At 33.1% G+C, this 16,368-nt stretch carries 23 protein-coding genes; 21 read left to right on the top strand and 2 right to left on the bottom strand.

Annotated elements, in window-relative coordinates:
* Positions 1–17 precede the first annotated feature (17 nt).
* Together CHB67_RS06035 and CHB67_RS06030 are read right to left on the bottom strand one after the other, a co-directional pair.
* The gene (locus CHB67_RS06035) at positions 18–3,200 is read right to left on the bottom strand and encodes a SusC/RagA family TonB-linked outer membrane protein (RefSeq protein ID WP_089380862.1); all 3,183 of its coding nucleotides are present in this window, start codon (positions 3,198–3,200) and stop codon (positions 18–20) included.
* A gap of 178 nt (positions 3,201–3,378) precedes the next feature.
* The gene (locus CHB67_RS06030) at positions 3,379–5,091 is read right to left on the bottom strand and encodes a POTRA domain-containing protein (protein WP_089380861.1); all 1,713 of its coding nucleotides are present in this window, start codon (positions 5,089–5,091) and stop codon (positions 3,379–3,381) included.
* Positions 5,092–5,221: 130 nt separating this feature from the next.
* On the opposite strand from CHB67_RS06030, the gene rpsL reads away from it, so the two are divergent.
* From rpsL to rplR, 21 genes are all read left to right on the top strand, one after another.
* Positions 5,222–5,596, top strand: a complete 375-nt coding sequence (gene rpsL / locus CHB67_RS06025) for a 30S ribosomal protein S12 (RefSeq protein WP_068206887.1) — start codon at positions 5,222–5,224, stop codon at positions 5,594–5,596.
* A gap of 22 nt (positions 5,597–5,618) precedes the next feature.
* Positions 5,619–6,095 carry a 30S ribosomal protein S7 gene (rpsG, locus tag CHB67_RS06020; RefSeq protein WP_089380860.1) on the top strand — a complete coding sequence of 159 codons (477 nt, stop codon included), beginning with the start codon at positions 5,619–5,621 and terminating at the stop codon, positions 6,093–6,095.
* A 10-nt stretch (positions 6,096–6,105) separates the two neighbouring features.
* Entirely contained in the window at positions 6,106–8,223 is a 2,118-nt protein-coding gene (gene fusA / locus CHB67_RS06015; RefSeq protein ID WP_089380859.1) for an elongation factor G, read from the top strand.
* A 17-nt stretch (positions 8,224–8,240) separates the two neighbouring features.
* The gene (gene rpsJ, locus CHB67_RS06010) at positions 8,241–8,546 is read left to right on the top strand and encodes a 30S ribosomal protein S10 (RefSeq protein ID WP_070237956.1); all 306 of its coding nucleotides are present in this window, start codon (positions 8,241–8,243) and stop codon (positions 8,544–8,546) included.
* Positions 8,547–8,693: 147 nt separating this feature from the next.
* Positions 8,694–9,311 (top strand): 50S ribosomal protein L3, encoded by a 618-nt coding sequence (rplC, locus tag CHB67_RS06005; RefSeq protein ID WP_089380858.1) that lies wholly within the window; start codon positions 8,694–8,696, stop codon positions 9,309–9,311.
* Entirely contained in the window at positions 9,311–9,940 is a 630-nt protein-coding gene (gene rplD / locus CHB67_RS06000; protein ID WP_089380857.1) for a 50S ribosomal protein L4, read from the top strand. Before rplC ends, rplD begins: the two co-directional genes overlap by 1 nt.
* 9 nt (positions 9,941–9,949) lie before the next feature.
* Positions 9,950–10,240: a 50S ribosomal protein L23 gene (gene rplW / locus CHB67_RS05995; protein ID WP_089380856.1), complete on the top strand. Its 291-nt coding sequence runs from the start codon at positions 9,950–9,952 to the stop codon at positions 10,238–10,240.
* Positions 10,241–10,252: 12 nt separating this feature from the next.
* A complete protein-coding gene (rplB, locus tag CHB67_RS05990) occupies positions 10,253–11,077 on the top strand; it encodes a 50S ribosomal protein L2 (RefSeq protein WP_089380855.1) in 825 nt (274 codons plus the stop codon).
* A gap of 8 nt (positions 11,078–11,085) precedes the next feature.
* Positions 11,086–11,364 carry a 30S ribosomal protein S19 gene (gene rpsS / locus CHB67_RS05985; RefSeq protein ID WP_089380854.1) on the top strand — a complete coding sequence of 93 codons (279 nt, stop codon included), beginning with the start codon at positions 11,086–11,088 and terminating at the stop codon, positions 11,362–11,364.
* A 6-nt stretch (positions 11,365–11,370) separates the two neighbouring features.
* Positions 11,371–11,781, top strand: a complete 411-nt coding sequence (gene rplV / locus CHB67_RS05980; protein WP_089380853.1) for a 50S ribosomal protein L22 — start codon at positions 11,371–11,373, stop codon at positions 11,779–11,781.
* Positions 11,782–11,787: 6 nt separating this feature from the next.
* On the top strand, positions 11,788–12,516 hold the full coding sequence (rpsC, locus tag CHB67_RS05975; RefSeq protein WP_089380852.1) for a 30S ribosomal protein S3: 729 nt from the start codon (positions 11,788–11,790) through the stop codon (positions 12,514–12,516).
* Between the two features lie 24 nt (positions 12,517–12,540).
* On the top strand, positions 12,541–12,969 hold the full coding sequence (gene rplP / locus CHB67_RS05970; protein WP_089380851.1) for a 50S ribosomal protein L16: 429 nt from the start codon (positions 12,541–12,543) through the stop codon (positions 12,967–12,969).
* A 15-nt stretch (positions 12,970–12,984) separates the two neighbouring features.
* Positions 12,985–13,176: a 50S ribosomal protein L29 gene (rpmC, locus tag CHB67_RS05965; RefSeq protein ID WP_089380850.1), complete on the top strand. Its 192-nt coding sequence runs from the start codon at positions 12,985–12,987 to the stop codon at positions 13,174–13,176.
* A gap of 15 nt (positions 13,177–13,191) precedes the next feature.
* Complete coding sequence (rpsQ, locus tag CHB67_RS05960) at positions 13,192–13,449, top strand: 30S ribosomal protein S17 (RefSeq protein WP_089380849.1); 258 nt, start codon at positions 13,192–13,194, stop codon at positions 13,447–13,449.
* A gap of 2 nt (positions 13,450–13,451) precedes the next feature.
* Entirely contained in the window at positions 13,452–13,823 is a 372-nt protein-coding gene (gene rplN, locus CHB67_RS05955; RefSeq protein ID WP_089380848.1) for a 50S ribosomal protein L14, read from the top strand.
* Positions 13,824–13,838: 15 nt separating this feature from the next.
* Complete coding sequence (gene rplX / locus CHB67_RS05950; RefSeq protein WP_089380847.1) at positions 13,839–14,144, top strand: 50S ribosomal protein L24; 306 nt, start codon at positions 13,839–13,841, stop codon at positions 14,142–14,144.
* 2 nt (positions 14,145–14,146) lie between these two features.
* Positions 14,147–14,698: a 50S ribosomal protein L5 gene (gene rplE / locus CHB67_RS05945; RefSeq protein ID WP_089380846.1), complete on the top strand. Its 552-nt coding sequence runs from the start codon at positions 14,147–14,149 to the stop codon at positions 14,696–14,698.
* 2 nt (positions 14,699–14,700) lie between these two features.
* Positions 14,701–14,970 (top strand): 30S ribosomal protein S14, encoded by a 270-nt coding sequence (gene rpsN / locus CHB67_RS05940; RefSeq protein WP_089380845.1) that lies wholly within the window; start codon positions 14,701–14,703, stop codon positions 14,968–14,970.
* A 62-nt stretch (positions 14,971–15,032) separates the two neighbouring features.
* Positions 15,033–15,431, top strand: a complete 399-nt coding sequence (gene rpsH / locus CHB67_RS05935) for a 30S ribosomal protein S8 (protein WP_089380844.1) — start codon at positions 15,033–15,035, stop codon at positions 15,429–15,431.
* A gap of 18 nt (positions 15,432–15,449) precedes the next feature.
* A complete protein-coding gene (gene rplF, locus CHB67_RS05930) occupies positions 15,450–15,995 on the top strand; it encodes a 50S ribosomal protein L6 (protein WP_089380843.1) in 546 nt (181 codons plus the stop codon).
* A gap of 15 nt (positions 15,996–16,010) precedes the next feature.
* Positions 16,011–16,364 carry a 50S ribosomal protein L18 gene (rplR, locus tag CHB67_RS05925; protein WP_089380842.1) on the top strand — a complete coding sequence of 118 codons (354 nt, stop codon included), beginning with the start codon at positions 16,011–16,013 and terminating at the stop codon, positions 16,362–16,364.
* The last annotated feature ends 4 nt before the right edge of the window (positions 16,365–16,368 follow it).

Here is a 16,368-nt window from a genome sequence, read left to right as displayed (position 1 = left end):
TGTTTATAATTTAATAGTTAAAAAGTCAATTTAACACTTCCTCCAAAAGATCTTTGTGCAGGATTTGTAGCGAATTCACCAAATTCACTTCTTATACCTCTACCATACGAAGTAGTTTCTGGGTCAACATATGGATTTTCTCCAGGAGTCCATAATGCTAAGTTTTTTCCATATAAAGAAAGAACCAAAGAATTTAAGAATCCTGACTGTTGAATCATCTCAGAAGGGAATGCGTAAGATATTACAGCGTCTCTAATTCTGAAAAATGATTTATCAATTAAATGTTCACCTTCAATTGCTTGATTTTGTGATGCATTGTAAAATGCAGTTACATCGTCAAATTCTACTTGTTTTGTGTTTTCAACATAACCACCGTTTCCATCTGAAACAACTGAGTTAGGAATTATCCAAGGATTTCTTCCGTTATAAGTAGTTTCAATACCATTACCAACAAAATGACTTAGTCTTTTTGTGTAAGAATACATCATACCACCTTTTTTCCAGTCCATTCCAACATTTAAACTCCAATTTTTATATTTGAAAGAATTTTGTAATCCCATGATGAAATCTCTTTGAGCATTTCCTAGATATTCTTCTTCACCTGAGTAAGTATAGTAACCAGTTGCAGCATCTGCAATAATTTGTCCAGAATCCGTTTTGGCTGGTGCAGGTCCGTAGAAAGCTCCCATTGGTTTACCTTCTTCAGCATAGAAATTAGTTCCATAAGCACTATAAATTGATATTTTACCATCGTCACTTGCAACTCTATCTACATTATTGTCGTTTTTAGTGAAAGTGTAAGTAATATCCCATTTAAAGTTATCTTTAGCTATTGCTTTTCCTGTAAGAGCTAATTCAATACCTTTATTTGTTAAATCAACAAAGTTTCCGGTAACTGTTGAGTAACCTGTAGAACGAGCAACTGGAAGATTCACAATTAAATCTTTAGTTTTTCTGCTGTATAATGAAACATCTAAAGCTAAACGGTTTTGGAAAAACCTAGTATCAAAACCAAATTCAATTTCATCTGTAATTTCAGGTTGTAATTCTTGGTTTTCAATTCTTCCATAAATTTCATAACCGTTTACATTACCAAAAGGGTAAGTAATTTGCCCAAAATAGCCATCGTTCGAAGCTTGACCAGCTGTAGAAAATACCTGGTAAGAACCAGTGTCATTTCCAATTCGAGCCCAACTTCCTCTTAATTTAATAAACATATCGTTGTTTTCAACAACAACAGCAGCAAGAGAAACAGAAGGGTAGAAATAAGAATTGTTCTCGCTTGGAAGTGATGAAGACATATCATTTCTACCAGTTACTGTAGCAAAGTATCTGTCTTTCCAAGAAACTTCTGCTTGAGCATAAAGACCAATTACTCTTTTTAAATAATTACTTTGTCCTAAACTTGGTGTAGAAGCTGAATTTGATAATTCATAATAATCTGGTAAATCCAAATCAGTTACGGTAACACTTAATTGGTCACCTTTACGTTCGTTGTAGTTACCTCCGGCTAATACAGAAACACCCCAATCTTCATTAATTTGTTTATTCCAATTTAAATTTAAGAAAAAGTCATTCTGAATTGTTGTGTATTTATTTTCTTGAACTGCACCTACAACACCGTTTGCACCAGCATTATCTTGTGGAGATCCAGGGATATAGTCAATAATTGCTCCATATCTTTTAACCGTTTCATTATCAACATCTGTTGCTGCTTGGAAAGAAACTGAGAATTCATCAGTGAAATCATAAGTTAAATTGGTGTTACCATAAACTCTGTGTTTTTGTATTTCTACATTATTACTTTCTAACGTAGTATATGGATTCGCAGCATATGGTGTGTAAAAATAACTAGGTGTGTAAAAGATATTATCTCTATCTTCTAGGTCAACAAGACTAATATCATTAGGCATTTGAATTAGTTCCTGAACTAATGATTTACCAAAACTTGCATCATCTCCTTGTCCAGTTGGAACTGCTTTTTGTTCTTTAGCAGTATAGTTACCAGCTATACGCACACTAAATTTTTCATTTTTAGATTTCAAGCCTGCATTAATACCAATATTATGTTTATCAAAACTATCTTGATCTGTTGGCATTACACCATCTGCATTACTATTAGTATAAGTGAAAGATGCATCAGCCATTTCTCCACCTCCATTAATGTTAATTGTATTAATGTAAGAGAAACCTGTATCATAAAAATCTTTCATATTATCGCTTAAAGCAACATAAGGTTTAATTAATTGTTGATTATTAACAATTCTACTCCAAGGTCTAACTTCTCCATTAAAAGCTGGTCCCCAAGAACCATTTTCATTACTAGCAGCTAAAGGTCCTTCACCGGAAACATTAGAGTAAGAAACACCAGCCCAACCTGTACCAAAGTCACTTTGGAAATGAGGTAGTCTTGATACTTCTTGAAATTCAACTGAAGACGATAGACTAACATTTAGTTTATTACGTCCTTTTTTAGTAGTAATAACAATAACTCCGTTTGCACCTCTAGAACCATATAGAGCGGTTGCAGCTGCACCTTTTAAAAAGTTAACACTTTGAATTACGTTTGGATCTAAATCATTAATACCAGTACCAGCATCAAATGAACTAGTTGATCCAGTACTACTTGAAGAAGTATCACTAACAGGTGAACCATCTATAATGTATAAAGGGCTGTTTGACCCAGTAATAGAACTAATACCTCTAAAGATTACTTTAGTTGATGCTCCAGGTTGGGCAGGTGAAGAAATATCAACACCGGCAATTTTACCAGAGAGAGTTTCTAAAGGGTTTTGAGGAGCTACTTCAACAAGTTGAGCACCGCTAACTTTAGTGGTTGCATAACCCAAAGATTTTGCTTGTCTCTTGCTACCAAAAGCTGTTACAACAACTTCGTTTAGCATTTCAGCATTTTCAGTCATAACAATGCTGATGACGTTAGCAGTTTTAACTGTTTTTTCTTGAGAATCCATTCCTAAGAAACTAAACTGTAAAACATCTCCAGTTTTTGCTTTAATTGAATAGTTACCATCAAAATCTGTTTGAGTACCTGTATCGGTACCTTTGACTACTACTGTTACTCCAGGTAATGGTCCACTTGCGTCGGACACCTTACCGGTAACAGTTTTTTCTTGTGCAAAGGTAATTTGCACCATAAACGCTAATAGAAGCGTTAAAAAACCATTAAACTTTGTTTTCATTATATAATTATTTGAATTAATTACGTCAAAAATCTTAATAATATGTTAATAAAACAAACTTTTAGCTATTAATCTCTTAGTAAATGTTAAAAAACGTTAAAAATAAGGATTGTTTATGGATGGTTTGATGTTGAATATCCAAAAAAATAGATATTATGATATTGTTATTTTAAGGAAATTAAAATGGATATGTTAATTTAATGTGAACTTTTGAATTATTCAAATTAAACGGTAATTTATAATTTTTTCCTAAGGCGTAGCTTATATTTAAGATTATTTGATCTGTTTTTAGGAAATACCCTAATCCTATCCCGTATAATTGGGTAGTTGTATTAATATCGTTGATAAGTGCAAAATCGGTAATAGTATAAAGGTAGGAGTTGTAATTTACGCTGTATTGGTATTCTAAATTGGTAATGTTGTATTTTGAGGTGAAAATACTGTTTTCATTAAATCCTCTTAAGGAATTTATTCCGCCAACTCTGTAAAGTTCATTTTCGTAAATGCTTTTAGAGTATAGTAGTTTGGTGGTGTTTTTTATAAATATTGAATTTCTTGTGTTCAGGCGGAACATATATTCAACTAAAAGCTGAATGTTATTTTGTCTTTCTTTTTCAATGTCATTTGTTCGATTCCCAATAAAGTACTCAGCATTAAGTCTTAGTTTATTTTGATTGGTGTATAATGATTTTTCAAGTAAAACAAAGGAGTAGGAGATTCCTATTGAATTTTTACTAAAATTATAAATGTTGTTGGAGTTGTTAGTGGTTGAAGGTAAATCAGATTTTTCACTAATACCAATTACACCTAATATATGTTGTTGGTTTATATTGTAACCCAATTCAACAACTCCTTTTGTATTTATGAAGGATGAGTCTTGTTTAAAAATATTAAAACTACCTAGCGCATTTATTTTACTGTTAAAGATATAAGGTGTGCTAAATGTTAATTTTAATGAGGAGTTTATTTGTTGACTGTTTTCCCAATTAATATTAAAAGTTTCGCCTTTATTTAAAATGTTGTTTAACTTTAAATCCAAATAACCATTAAACTTTAATTTTCCTGTGTTTTCTTCATTTGAGAAACCAATAATTCCATCAAAATTACTTGTTTGTCTCTTTTTTATATATACATATAATGTTGTAGAGTCTTTGGTAAACAAAACTTCAGGTTTTTTAATTTGCGATACAAAAGGTAATTTGTTGATATCATCATTCAATTTACTTAAAGATTCTATATTGAAAGGTTTGCCAGGCTCAATGTTTAAATAATGTTCAATGTATTTTTTCGGAAAATCAGGATAGCCTTTAAAAATAATATTGTCAATAGTTCTTTTATTAGAAGTGTTTAAAACTAAATCGGCGGTTAGTCTATTTTTCTTTTGTAGAATGTTAGTTAAATAAATGTTGGTAAATGAATATCCTTTGTTTTCATAATGAGAAATAAGATGTTTTAAAGTGTTTTCTACTTCAGAAAGCGGTATTTCAAAATAATTGCGCTCTGAATTAATGCTTAATTTTGATATAAACTCCATTTCTGCTGCATTTTCAGGATAATAAATGCGAATGAGTTCTATTTTTTCTTGAATTTCAAATAGAGCTGTTATAATTGTGTCAATTTTGGAAATGGTGTATTTATTATTTATATATCCCTTTGCTGTAAGTTTTCTTGAAATGTTATCAATTTCTTCAAAAACTTCTTTTTTACTTTTATGAATCCTAGTGTATTTTATTTCTTTAAGAACTGAAGTGTTTTTAGGTTTGTTTGCATCAATAATTAGCTCAAAAGTTTGAGAAAATAAATTCAAAGAAGAAATAGAAAGTATAAATCCGAAGATTAAAAATTTAAAGATGCTTTTCAACATATAAATAATTAAGGTGTGAATATACATATATAATAGTGGATAATCAATTTAAAAAATAAAATATGTACATATTTGAAAAACAATAAATTATTTGTACATTTGCGCACTCTTAGAAAAGACCTAAGAGAAATTAAATAATTTATAACAAAATTTTAGTATGCCAACAATTTCGCAATTAGTACGAAAAGGAAGAACCAAAATAACTAAGAAGAGTAAATCGGCAGCTCTAAATTCATGTCCTCAAAGAAGAGGAGTATGTACACGTGTTTATACTACAACACCTAAGAAACCTAACTCAGCTATGCGTAAAGTAGCAAGGGTAAGATTGACTAACGGTAATGAAGTAAATGCTTACATCCCTGGAGAAGGACATAATTTACAAGAGCACTCGATAGTATTAGTTAGAGGTGGAAGGGTTAAAGATTTACCAGGAGTTAGATATCACATTGTTCGTGGAGCATTGGATACAGCCGGTGTTGATGGAAGAACACAACGTCGCTCTAAGTATGGTACAAAAGCACCTAAAAAGTAATTAAAAACTTTAATGTAAAGACATGAGAAAAAGAAAGGCGAAAAAAAGAGTTCTTTTACCGGATCCAAAATTTAACGATCAGTTAGTAACACGTTTTGTGAATAACTTAATGTGGGATGGTAAAAAATCTGTAGCTTTTAAAGTTTTTTATGATGCGTTAGACATTGTAGAAACAAAGAAACAAGACGAAGAAAAAACATCATTAGAGATTTGGAAAGACGCGTTAAGTAACGTAATGCCACAAGTTGAGGTTCGTAGCCGTAGAGTTGGTGGTGCAACATTCCAAATTCCATCGCAAATTAGACCAGACCGTAAGGTGTCTATTGCTATCAAATGGTTGATTAGCTATTCAAGAAAAAGAAATGAAAAATCAATGGCTCAGCGTTTAGCTGCTGAAGTATTAGCTGCTGCAAAAGAAGAAGGTGCTGCTGTTAAGAAAAGAATTGATGTTCACAAAATGGCTGATGCTAATAAAGCATTCTCTCACCTTAGATTTTAAGAAGTAAAAGATGGCAAGAGATTTAAAATATACAAGAAATATAGGGATTGCTGCTCATATTGATGCTGGTAAAACAACATGTACAGAGCGTATTCTTTATTATACAGGTGTTTCTCATAAAATTGGTGAAGTGCACGATGGTGCTGCAACAATGGACTGGATGGAGCAAGAGCAAGAAAGAGGTATTACAATTACTTCTGCAGCTACAACCTGTGAATGGCAGTTTCCAACTGAAAACGGAGAGCCAACAAGTGATGCTAAAGGATATCACTTTAATATAATTGACACTCCTGGTCACGTTGATTTTACGGTTGAAGTAAATCGTTCTTTACGTGTATTGGATGGGTTAGTTTTCTTGTTTAGTGCAGTTGATGGTGTTGAACCTCAATCTGAAACTAACTGGAGATTAGCTGATAATTATAAAGTTCCAAGAATTGGTTTCGTTAATAAAATGGACCGTCAAGGATCTAACTTTTTAGGTGTTTGTAATCAAGTTAAAGAAATGTTAGGTTCTAATGCAGTGCCTATCGTTATTAATATTGGTGATGAAGATGACTTCAAAGGAATAGTAGATTTAGTAAAAAACCGTGCGATTATTTTTCACGATCATACTATGGGTGCTACTTTTGATGTTGTTGAGATTCCTGAAGATTTAAAAGAGGAAGCTCACGAATTAAGAGGTAAACTTATTGAAGAAGTTGCTGCTTATGATGAAGTGCTTTTAGAAAAATATATGGAAGATGAAAATTCTATTACAGAAGATGAAATTCACGCTGCATTGCGTGCTGCTGTAATGGATATGTCTATCATTCCTATGGTTTGTGGTTCTGCATTTAAAAATAAGGGTGTACAGTTCTTATTAGATGCTGTTTGTCGTTATTTACCTTCACCAACTGATAAAGAAGGTGTTGTTGGAACTAACCCAAAAACAGAAGAAGAAGAACTTCGTAAGCCAGATGTAAAGGAGCCTTTTGCTGCTTTAGCATTTAAAATTGCTACTGACCCTTTTGTTGGTCGTTTAGCATTCTTTAGAGCGTACTCTGGTCGTTTAGATGCAGGTTCATATATATTGAATACTCGTTCTGGTAAAAAAGAACGTATTTCAAGAATCTATCAAATGCACTCTAATAAGCAAAATGCTATTGATTATATCGAAGCAGGAGATATTGGTGCAGGTGTAGGTTTTAAAGATATTAGAACTGGAGATACAATGTGTGATGAAAAGCATCCAATTGTGTTGGAATCTATGGATTTCCCAGACCCAGTAATTGGTATTGCGGTTGAACCTAAAACTAAGGCTGATGTTGATAAACTAGGATTGGCTTTAGGTAAATTATCTGAAGAAGATCCAACATTTACAGCAAAAACTGATGAAGCTTCAGGTCAAACAATTATTTCAGGAATGGGTGAGTTACACTTAGAAATTATTGTAGATCGTTTAAAGCGTGAATTCAAAGTTGAAGTTAACGAAGGTCAGCCTCAAGTAGAATACAAAGAAGCTATTACAGCGCAAGCTGATCACCGTGAAGTTTATAAAAAACAATCTGGTGGACGTGGTAAATTTGCTGATATTAAATTTATTATGGAGCCTGTAGCTGAAGGTGAAACTGGTTTAATCTTTGAAAATAAGATTAAAGGTGGTAATGTACCTAAAGAATTTGTTCCTTCAATTGAAAAAGGATTCCAAATGGCTATGAAAAATGGTCCATTAGCAGGATTTGAAATGGATAGCATGAAGATTACATTATATGATGGTTCTTTTCACGCAGTGGATTCAGATCAATTATCTTTCGAATTAGCAGCTAAATTAGGTTATAAAGCGGCAGCTAAAGCAGCGAAAGCAGTAATCTTGGAGCCAATTATGAAAATTGATGTAGTAACACCTGAAGAAAATATGGGTGATATTGTTGGAGATTTAAATAGAAGAAGAGGTCAAGTAAATGCAATGGATGATAGAGCTGGTGCAAAAGTTGTTAAAGCAACTGTGCCTTTATCAGAAATGTTTGGTTATGTAACTACATTAAGAACATTATCATCAGGTAGAGCTTCATCTTCAATGGAATTTTCACACTATGAGCAATGTCCAAATAATATTGCAGAAGAAGTTATAGCTAAAGCAAAAGGTTAATCTCTAAATTATAAACGATGAGTCAAAAAATTAGAATAAAATTAAAATCGTACGATTACAATTTAGTAGATAAATCTGCTGAAAAAATCGTTAAAACGGTAAAAAATACGGGAGCAGTAGTAAACGGACCAATTCCATTACCAACTCATAAAAAGATTTTTACAGTATTACGTTCACCACACGTTAACAAAAAATCACGTGAGCAATTCCAATTAAGTTCTTACAAAAGATTGTTAGATATTTATAGTTCATCATCTAAAACTATTGATGCTTTAATGAAGTTAGAATTACCAAGCGGAGTTGAGGTAGAAATTAAAGTATAAGTACTTTAATATTGAAAGTTAGCTTTCAATAACATGTCCGGAGCGATTGACGAAGGAAAAACGATAAGAAAATAAATTCAGGGTTGAATTATTTTCAACCCTGTTTTTTTGAATTAATAAAATAATAATTAATTAAATTAAATAGAAATGTCTGGGTTAATAGGAAGAAAAATCGGAATGACCAGCATCTTTGACGAAAACGGGAAGAATATTCCTTGTACAGTTATTGAAGCAGGTCCTTGTGTAGTCACCCAAGTCAGAACCGAAGAAGTTGATGGGTATAGCGCTCTTCAATTAGGTTTCGATGACAAAAAGGCAAAAAGCTCTAATAAAGCTTTAGATGGTCACTTTAAAAAAGCTGGAACCACTGCCAAAAGAAAAGTCGTTGAATTTCAAGGTTATGATGAGGATTACAAATTAGGTGATCAACTAACAGTTGAAGTATTTACTGAAGGTGAATTTGTTGATGTATCAGCAACTTCAAAAGGTAAAGGATTTCAAGGTGTTGTAAAACGTCACGGGTTTGCCGGTGTAGGTCAAGCTACTCACGGTCAACATAATCGTTTAAGAGCGCCAGGGTCAATTGGTGCTGCATCTTATCCAGCTAGAGTATTCAAAGGAATGCGTATGGCAGGAAGAATGGGAGGAAAAAAAGTTACAGTTCAAAATTTAAGAGTTTTAAAAGTAGTTACTGAAAAGAACTTACTTGTGGTTAAGGGAGCAGTTCCTGGTCATAAAAACGCTTATGTAATTATTCAGAAATAATGAAAGTATCAGTTTTAGACATACAAGGAAAAGATACAGGAAGAACAGTTGAACTTTCTGATGCTGTATTTGGAATTGAGCCAAACGATCACGCTGTTTACTTAGATGTAAAACAGTTTTTGGCTAATAAAAGACAAGGAACTAGCAAATCTAAAGAACGTGCTGAAATTTCTGGTAGTACTAGAAAAATCAAGAAGCAAAAAGGAACAGGTACTGCTCGTGCGGGTAGTATTAAGTCTGGTGTTTTTAGAGGTGGTGGACGTATTTTTGGTCCTAGACCGCAAGATCACTCTTTTAAATTAAATAAAAATTTAAAAAGATTGGCTCGTAGATCTGCCTTAAGTATTCAAGCAAAAGAAAGCAATATTATTGTTGTTGAAAATTTTGAGTTTGAATCTCCAAAAACAAAAAACTTTACTGCTGTTTTAGAGGCGTTTGGTTTAGAAAGCAAAAAAACATTATTTGTGTTGGCAGAGTCAAATAATAATGTATATTTGTCATCGCGCAATTTAAAAAGAGCTAAAACCGTAATTAACACAGGTTTAAGTACTTACGAATTGTTAAATGCAAACAAAGTAATCCTTTCAGAAGGATCTTTAGAAGGAATTGAGTCAAATTTAAGTAAATAGGTAGAGCATATGAATATTTTAATAAAACCTATTATAACGGAAAAAGCGACAAATGATAGCGAATTATATAATCGTTATGCGTTTGTTGTAAACAAAAAAGCTAACAAAGTTGAAATTAAAAATGCTGTAGAGAAAGCCTATGGTGTTACAATTGAAAGCGTTAGAACAATGAATTACCCTGTTCAAAGAAATACAAAATACACTAAGAGTGGAATTGTACAAGCAATGAAAGGAGCTTATAAAAAAGCAATAGTTCAGTTAGCAGAAGGAGAAAATATTGATTTTTACAGCAATATCTAAGAAAAGATAAAAATGTCAGTTAGAAAATTAAAACCAATAACACCAGGTCAGCGTTTTAGAGTAGTAAATGGGTTCGACACCATCACTACTGATAAGCCGGAGAAAAGTTTACTTGCTTCGAAAAAAAGATCTGGAGGTCGAAACAACTCAGGAAAAATGACAATGCGCTACTTAGGTGGTGGTCATAAAAAACAGTACCGTATTATTGATTTCAAAAGAAATAAAGACGGTATTCCTGCAACAGTTAAAACAATTGAGTATGATCCTAATCGTACCGCATTCATAGCTTTATTAAACTATGTTGATGGTGAGAAAAGATATATCATTGCTCAAAATGGATTAAAGGTTGGTCAAACTGTAATTTCTGGAAAAGGAGCAACTCCTGATGTAGGAAATACGATGTTGTTAAGTGAAATTCCTTTAGGAACTACTATCTCTTGTATTGAATTGCATCCTGGACAAGGAGCTGTAATGGCTCGTAGTGCAGGTTCATTTGCGCAGTTAATGGCGAGAGAAGGGAAATATGCTACTGTGAAGTTGCCATCAGGTGAAACAAGATTAATTCTTGTTACTTGTTCAGCTACAGTAGGTGTTGTGTCTAATTCAGATCACCAATTATTAGTTTCAGGTAAAGCTGGTAGAACTCGTTGGTTAGGAAGAAGACCTAGAACGAGACCAGTGGTTATGAATCCAGTCGATCACCCAATGGGTGGTGGTGAAGGTAAATCTTCAGGAGGACATCCAAGATCTAGAAACGGTATTCCTGCTAAAGGATTTAAGACTAGATCTAAGACCAAGGCGAGTAATAAGTATATTATAGAACGTAGAAAAAAATAATTGATAATATGGCACGTTCATTAAAAAAAGGACCTTTCGTATCTCTTAATTTAGAGAAAAAAATACAAGGGAATGTAGAGTCAGGAAAGAAATCGGTAATCAAAACGTGGTCTAGAGCCTCTATGATTACGCCAGATAGTGTAGGGCAAACTGTTGCTGTTCATAATGGTCGTCAATTCGTACCAGTATATGTTACAGAGAATATGGTAGGTCATAAGTATGGAGAATTTTCACCAACACGTTCTTATAGAGGACACGCAGGTGCGAAAAATAAAGGTAAAAAATAGTAGGTCATGGGAGTTCGAAAAAAATTAAGAGCACAACAGATTAAAGAGGAGAAAAAGCAAGTAGCTTTTGCTAAACTTACTGGTTGTCCTACGTCACCAAGAAAAATGCGTTTAGTTGCAGATTTAGTAAGAGGTGTTGAAGTTGAAAAAGCTTTACAAATCTTAAAATTTAATGTTAAAGAAGCGTCAATTAATTTAGAGAAATTATTATTGAGTGCCATTGCAAACTGGCAAGCAAAAAATGAAGACTCAAATATTGAGGATGCTGATTTATATGTAAAAGAAATTTTTGTAGACAGCGCAAGTATGTTAAAAAGATTAAGACCAGCACCACAAGGTCGTGCACACAGAATTAGAAAACGTTCTAATCACGTGACTTTAATCTTAGGAAGTAAAAACGTTAGCAATCAATCATAAGTAGAAATGGGACAGAAAACAAATCCAATAGGAAATCGTTTAGGAATTATCAGAGGATGGGAATCTAACTGGTATGGTGGAAAAAACTACGGAGATAAAATTGCTGAAGATGATAAGATAAGAAGGTATATTCATGCCAGATTATCAAAAGCAAGTGTTTCATCGGTAATTATTGAGCGTACGCTTAGACTTGTAACCGTTACTATCACTACTGCTAGACCAGGTATTATTATCGGGAAAGGTGGACAAGAGGTAGACAAGTTAAAAGAAGAGCTTAAGAAAATTACAGGGAAAGAAGTTCAGATCAACATTTTTGAAATTAAACGTCCAGAGTTAGACGCACGTTTAGTAGGTGCTAGTATTGCCCGTCAAATTGAGAATAGAATCTCATACAGAAGAGCGATAAAAATGGCAATTGCTGCAACAATGCGTATGAATGCTGAAGGTATTAAAGTTCAAATTTCAGGTCGTTTAAACGGTGCTGAGATGGCACGTTCTGAGCATTACAAAGAAGGTAGAATTCCTCTTTCTACTTTTAGAGCTGATATTGATTATGCACTTGTTGAGGCTCATACTACATACGGACGCTTAGGTGTGAAAGTGTGGATTATGAAAGGCGAAGTTTATGGTAAAAGAGAATTGTCTCCACTAGTTGGTCTTTCTAAAAAACAAGGAAAGGGCGGTAATGATAGAGGAGGTAACTCAAAAAGACCACAAAATCGTAGAAGAAAATAAATTTTTAAAATTTAGAAATTAAAAATGTTACAGCCAAAGAGAGTTAAATATCGTAAAGTACAGAAGGCGAAAGGGAATATGACTGGGAATTCTCAAAGAGGACACCAGCTTTCCAATGGAACGTTTGGTATCAAATCTTTAGATCAAAACCTACTTACTTCAAGACAAATTGAGGCAGCTCGTATTGCAGCAACGCGTCATATGAAAAGAGAAGGTCAACTATGGATTAAAATATTTCCAGACAAGCCTATTACCAAAAAACCATTAGAAGTACGTATGGGTAAAGGTAAAGGTGCTCCTGAATATTTCGTTGCAGTAGTGAAACCTGGAAGAATTATGTTTGAAGTAGGTGGTGTACCAGCTCACGTAGCAAAAGAAGCTTTACGTTTAGCAGCACAAAAACTTCCTGTGAAAACAAAGTTTGTTGTAGCTAGAGATTTTGATAACGCTTAATAACCGATTAAGAAAATGAAACAATCTGAAATTATAGAATTATCAACTGAAGAGTTACAAGAAAAACTTGGAAGTTTTAAAAAGAGTTATACTGATCTAAAAATGGCTCATGCAATTTCACCATTGGAAACTCCAATGCAATTGAGAGCAATTAGAAGAACTGTAGCGCGTTTAGCTACAGAATTAACAAAAAGAGAAGTACAATAATTGTATTCAGTAAAGATGGAAAAAAGAAATCTTAGAAAAGAGAGAATAGGTATAGTTTCTAGTAACAAAATGGAGAAATCTATTGTTGTTGCTGAAGTGAAAAAAGTGAAACACCCTATGTACGGAAAATTCGTGTTAAGCACTAAGAAATATGTTGCACACGATGAGACAAATGATTGCAATATTGGAGATACTGTTAGAATAATGGAAACTCGTCCAATGAGTAAATCAAAACGTTGGAGATTAGTAGAAATCCTAGAAAGAGCTAAATAATTATGTTACAAACAGAATCAAGATTAAGAGTAGCAGATAACACGGGAGCTAAAGAAGTTTTAGTTATACGTGTGTTAGGGGGAACTAAAAAACGTTACGCTTCTATTGGAGATAAAATTGTAGTAGCAATTAAAGATGCTACTCCAAACGGGACTGTTAAAAAAGGTCAAGTTTCTAGAGCGGTAGTTGTTAGAACGAAGAAAGAAATTAGAAGAAAAGACGGATCTTATATTCGTTTTGATGACAATGCTTGTGTATTGTTAAATGCTGATACTGAAGACATGAAAGGAACTCGTGTATTTGGTCCAGTTGCTAGAGAACTTCGTGAAAAACAATTTATGAAAATTGTATCATTAGCACCTGAAGTGCTTTAATAAATTAGTTGAGAGATGAAATTAAAGATAAAATCAGGAGATACTGTTAGAGTAATGGCAGGTGACCATAAAGGAGAAGAAGGAAAAGTAGTTACTATTTTTCTAAATAAAAACAGAGCAATTGTTGAAGGTGTTAATATGATATCTAAACATACAAAACCTAGTGCTCAAAATCCTCAAGGCGGAATTGTAAAAAAGGAAGCACCTATTCATATTTCAAACTTAATGTTGCTAGAAGATGGCGAAGCTGTAAAAGTTGGATATAGAATGGATGGAGATAAGAAAGTTAGGTTCTCAAAAAAATCTGATAAAGCAATTTAGTTATGGCTTATATACCAAGACTTAAAGAAGAGTATAATAGTAGAGTAATAAATGCTCTTACTGAAGAATTTAGCTACAAGAATGTAATGCAAGTTCCTAAATTACAAAAAATTGTAATTAGTAAAGGAGTTGGTGCTGCTGTAGCTGATAAGAAATTAATTGATTATGCTGTTGATGAGTTGACTACAATTTCTGGTCAACAAGCAGTATCGACAATTTCTAAAAAGGATGTTGCAGCTTTTAAATTACGTAAAGGTGTACCAATTGGTGCAAAAGTTACTTTACGTGGTACAAAAATGTACGAATTTTTAGATAGATTGGTTACTGCATCTCTACCTCGTGTAAGAGATTTCGGCGGAATCAAAGCAAATGGTTTTGATGGTAGAGGAAACTACAATTTAGGTATTACTGAACAAATCATTTTCCCAGAAATTGATATTGATAAAGTAAACAAAATTGGAGGTATGGATATTACATTTGTAACATCTGCAGCTACTGATAAAGAAGCAAAATCATTATTAACGGAACTAGGTTTACCTTTTAAAAAGAACTAAGGATGGCTAAAGAATCAATGAAGGCCCGTGAGGTTAAAAGACAAAAATTAGTTGATAAGTATGCTGAAAAACGTAAAGCTTTAAAAGAAGCTGGAGATTATGAAGCATTACAAAAACTACCAAAAAATGCATCACCAGTTCGTTTACACAATCGCTGTAAACTTACAGGAAGACCAAAAGGGTATATGAGACAGTTTGGTATTTCACGTGTTACATTTCGTGAAATGGCTAATCAAGGCTTAATACCTGGTATTAGAAAAGCAAGTTGGTAAAAAAATTAAATAGGTTTCAGGTTCAATAAAATATTGAAAACCAAAACCATAAATAAATCAAAATGATTACAGATCCGATCGCAGATTATCTAACAAGAGTTAGAAATGCCATTATGGCAAGCCATAGAGTCGTTGAAATTCCGGCTTCAAAAATTACGAAAGAAATTACTAAGATCTTATTTGATCAAGGTTATATTTTAAGTTATAAATTTGAAGATGCAGGGTTCCAAGGAACTATTAAAATAGCTTTAAAATATGACAAAGCAACTAAAGCGTCAGTAATTAAAAAATTACAACGTATTAGTACACCTGGATTACGTAAATATGTTGGGGCAAATGAAATGCCACGTGTATTAAACGGATTAGGGATAGCAATAGTTTCTACATCTAGAGGTGTAATGACTAACAAACAAGCTCGTGAAGCTCATGTTGGTGGTGAAGTTTTATGTTACGTATATTAATTAAGAATTAAACGAATTATGTCAAGAATAGGAAAAAATCCAATTACATTGCCAGAAGGTGTTACATTCGAAATTAATGAGAATGTAATTACTGTAAAAGGTAAGTTAGGTGAACTAACACAAGAATTAACAGATGATATTACTGTTAAGGTTGAAGAGGGAAGTGTTATAGTTGAACGCCCTTCTGAAAGTAAAAGCCATAGAGCACAACATGGTTTATACAGAGCTTTATTCAATAATATGATTGAAGGTGTTTCTAAAGGATGGACTAAAGAACTAGAATTAGTTGGTGTAGGATATAGAGCAAGTAACCAAGGTCAAGTTTTAGACTTAGCATTAGGTTTCTCGCACAATATTATCTTAGATGTTGCTCCTGAAGTAAAAGTAGAAACAATATCTGAAAAAGGGAAAAACCCAATTATTAAATTAACTTCATTTGATAAACAACTTGTTGGAGCTGTTGCCGCTAAGATTCGTTCTATGCGTAAACCAGAACCATACAAAGGAAAAGGAGTTAAATTTGTAGGAGAAGAATTAAGAAGAAAAGCAGGTAAATCTGCATAATAATATATAAGTATTATGGCATTATCAAAGCTTGAGAGAAGACAAAGAATTAAGCGTAGAATTAGAAAAATCGCTTTTGGAACAGCTACAAAACCTAGATTATCGGTTTTTAGAAGTAACAAAGAAATTTACGCTCAATTAGTAGATGACAATACAGGAACTACATTAGTTGCTGCATCATCAAGAGATAAAGAAATAGAAGCTACAGGTTCAAAATTAGAAGTTGCTAACACTGTTGGTAAAGCTATTGCTGATAAAGCAATAAAGGCTGGTTTAGAAAATGTTGCATTTGATAGAAATGGATTTTTGTATCACGGTAGAGTAAAAGCTCTAGCAGACGCTGCAAGAGAAGCAGGTTTAAAATTTTAGTAAA

The sequence above is a fragment of the Lutibacter agarilyticus genome, assembly GCF_900188235.1.
Taxonomy (GTDB): Bacteria; Bacteroidota; Bacteroidia; order Flavobacteriales; family Flavobacteriaceae; genus Lutibacter; species Lutibacter agarilyticus.
This window is presented reverse-complemented; position numbering and strand designations above follow the sequence as displayed.